Annotated in this window: 2 protein-coding genes and 1 pseudogene; all 3 read left to right on the top strand. The window is 72.9% G+C overall.

Annotated features, from left to right (window positions below; translation table 11 throughout):
- Nucleotides 1–282: pseudogene (locus tag H5J30_RS22750) on the top strand (methylmalonyl-CoA mutase); the annotation flags it as partial.
- The gene (gene scpA, locus H5J30_RS22755; protein ID WP_181789242.1) at nt 279–2456 is read left to right on the top strand and encodes a methylmalonyl-CoA mutase; all 2178 of its coding nucleotides are present in this window, start codon (nt 279–281) and stop codon (nt 2454–2456) included. The pseudogene H5J30_RS22750 and the gene scpA, both read left to right, overlap by 4 nt.
- A gap of 12 nt (nt 2457–2468) precedes the next feature.
- A complete protein-coding gene (gene meaB, locus H5J30_RS22760) occupies nt 2469–3446 on the top strand; it encodes a methylmalonyl Co-A mutase-associated GTPase MeaB (RefSeq protein ID WP_181789243.1) in 978 nt (325 codons plus the stop codon).
- Nucleotides 3447–3457: the final 11 nt, after the last annotated feature.

Below are 3457 nucleotides of genomic sequence, written 5' to 3' on the forward strand. Positions count from 1 at the left end.
ACGTTCGCCGCGAACCTCTTCCAGGCTGGCGGCGTCGAGCCGGTGACCGGCGGCACCTTCGCGGACAGCGGGGCGGCCGAGGCGTGCCTGTGCTCCGGCGACACGGTGTACGAGGAGCAGGGTGCCGCCGCCGCGGCGGAGCTGCGGGCGGCCGGGGCGCAGCACGTGTACCTCGCCGGGCGCCCGGGCCCGTACGACGGCGCCGACACCTACGTGCACGCCGGCTGCGACGCCGTGGCCGTACTGACCGACGCACTCGACCGCATGGGAGTGGCCCGATGACCGTCCCCGACTTCTCGGACATCGAGCTCGGCACGCCGGCGCCCGCAGCCGGCGCCGACGAGTGGCACGCCGCCCTCAAGCGCGGCGGCGACGGCGGCGACCTCGGCTGGGAGACGCCCGAGGGCATCGCGGTCCGGCCGCTGTACACCGGCGAGGACCTGGCGGACCTGGACTTCCTGAACACCTATCCGGGCATCGCGCCGTATCTGCGCGGCCCGTACCCGACGATGTACGTCAACCAGCCGTGGACGATCCGCCAGTACGCGGGCTTCTCCACCGCCGAGGAGTCCAACGCCTTCTACCGGCGCAACCTCGCGGCCGGCCAGAAGGGCCTGTCCGTCGCCTTCGACCTGCCCACCCACCGCGGCTACGACAGCGACCACCCGCGGGTGACCGGCGACGTCGGCATGGCGGGCGTGGCGATCGACTCGATCCTCGACATGCGCCGGCTCTTCGACGGCATCCCGCTGGACCGGATGACGGTGTCGATGACGATGAACGGCGCGGTGCTGCCGGTGCTGGCGCTGTACATCGTCGCGGCAGAGGAGCAGGGGGTGCCGCCCGGGAAGCTGGCGGGGACCATCCAGAACGACATCCTCAAGGAGTTCATGGTCCGCAACACCTACATCTACCCGCCGAAGCCGTCGATGCGGATCATCTCCGACATCTTCGCCTTCACCTCGCGGAACATGCCGCGCTACAACTCGATTTCGATCTCCGGTTACCACATCCAGGAGGCGGGCGCGACGGCCGACCTGGAGCTGGCGTACACCCTCGCCGACGGCGTGGAGTACATCCGGGCCGGCCGCGACGCCGGCCTGGACGTGGACGCCTTCGCGCCGCGGCTGTCGTTCTTCTGGGCGATCGGCATGAACTTCTTCATGGAGATCGCCAAGCTCCGCGCGGCACGCCTGCTCTGGGCGAAGCTGGTCAGACGCTTCGACCCGCAGAATGCCAAGTCGCTGTCGCTGCGCACGCACTCGCAGACCTCCGGCTGGTCGCTGACGGCGCAGGACGTGTACAACAACGTGACCCGCACGTGCGTCGAGGCGATGGCGGCCACCCAGGGCCACACGCAGTCGCTGCACACCAACGCCCTGGACGAGGCGCTCGCGCTGCCGACGGACTTCGCCGCCCGGATCGCCCGCAACACCCAGCTGCTGCTCCAGCAGGAGTCCGGCACGACCCGCGTGATCGACCCGTGGGGCGGCAGCGCGTACGTGGAGCGGCTGACGTACGACCTGGCGCGGCGGGCCTGGCAGCACATCGAGGAGGTCGAGCAGGCCGGCGGCATGGCGCAGGCGATCGACGCGGGCATCCCGAAGCTGCGGGTGGAGGAGGCGGCGGCGCGCACCCAGGCCCGTATCGACTCCGGCCGGCAGCCGGTGATCGGCGTGAACAAGTACCGGGTGGAGACCGACGAGCAGATCGAGGTGCTGAAGGTCGACAACTCCGCGGTGCGGGCGCAGCAGATCGCGAAGCTGGAGCGGCTGCGCGCGGAGCGCGACGAGGCCGCGTGCCGGGGCGCGCTGGACGACCTGGCGCGGGCGGCGGCCGGCGAGGGGAACCTGCTGGAGCTGGCGGTACGGGCCGCGCGGGCCCGGGCGACGGTGGGCGAGATCTCGTACGCGCTGGAGTCGGTCTACGGGCGGCACGCCGGGCAGATCCGTACGATCTCCGGTGTGTACCGGAACGAGGCGGGCGAGTCGCCGTCGGTGGAGCGCACCAGGGCGCTGGTGGGCGAGTTCGCGGAGGCGGAGGGCCGCCGGCCGCGGATCCTGGTCGCCAAGATGGGCCAGGACGGGCACGACCGCGGGCAGAAGGTGATCGCCACGGCCTTCGCCGACCTCGGCTTCGACGTGGACGTCGGCCCGCTGTTCCAGACCCCGGCGGAGGTGGCGCGGCAGGCCGTGGAGGCGGACGTGCACATCGTGGGGGTGTCGTCGCTTGCGGCCGGGCACCTGACGCTCGTGCCGGCGCTGCGCGAGGCGCTGGCGGAGGAGGGGCGCGAGGACATCATGGTCGTGGTGGGCGGCGTGATCCCGCCGCAGGACGTGGCGGAGCTGCTCGGCATGGGCGCCGCCGCCGTGTTCCCGCCGGGCACCGTGATCCCGGACGCCGCGTACGACCTGGTGACGCAGCTGGCCGCCGGCCTCGGCCACGGCGCCGCGTGAGCGGGTGAACAGGTGGCCATCGACCTCGACACATACGTCAAGGGCGTCCTGGACGGCAAGCGCGCGCTCGTCGCCCGCGCCATCACCCTGGTGGAGTCGACGCGGCCGCAGCACCGGGCGCTGGCCCAGGAGTTGCTGACCGAGCTGCTGCCGTACAGCGGGAACGCCCGGCGCATCGGGGTCAGCGGGGTGCCTGGCGTGGGCAAGTCGACGTTCGTCGACGCCTTCGGCACCATGCTGACGGGGCTCGGCCACCGGGTCGCGGTGCTGGCCGTCGACCCGTCCTCCAGCCGCACCGGCGGGTCGATCCTGGGCGACAAGACGCGCATGGAGCGCCTGGCCGTCGACCCGGCCGCCTTCGTCCGCCCCTCCCCCACCGCGGGCACCCTCGGCGGGGTCGCGAAGGCGACGCGCGAGTCGATCGTGGTGATGGAGGCCGCCGGCTACGACGTGGTGCTGGTGGAGACCGTGGGCGTCGGCCAGTCCGAGACGGCCGTCGCGCACATGGTCGACTCCTTCCTGCTGCTGACGCTGGCACGGACCGGCGACCAGCTGCAGGGCATCAAGAAGGGCGTGCTGGAGCTGGCGGACGTGATCGCCGTCAACAAGGCCGACGGGCCGCACGAGCGCGACGCCCGGGCGGCGGCGCGGGAACTGGCCGGCGCGCTGCGGCTGATGCACGGGAAGGGCGCGTTCTGGACGCCGCCGGTGCTGCACTGCAGCGCGCGGGAGGCGACGGGGCTCGACACGGTCTGGGAACGGCTGGAGCGCCACCGCGGGCTGCTGGAGAGTACGGGCCGGCTGGCCGGCCGGCGGCGCGATCAGCAGGTGGACTGGACGTGGTCGATGGTGCGCGACGAACTGCTGGGCCGGCTGCGCGCCGACCCGGCGGTCGGCGCGCTGGCTCCCGGGCTGGAACGGCAGGTCAGGGACGGTGAGTTGACGGCGACGCGGGCGGCGGAGCGGATCCTGGACGCGTTCGGCGGCTGAGCGGCGCCGAA

The sequence above is a fragment of the Streptomyces phytophilus genome, from assembly GCF_013870535.1.
Taxonomy (GTDB): domain Bacteria; phylum Actinomycetota; class Actinomycetes; order Streptomycetales; family Streptomycetaceae; genus Streptomyces; species Streptomyces phytophilus.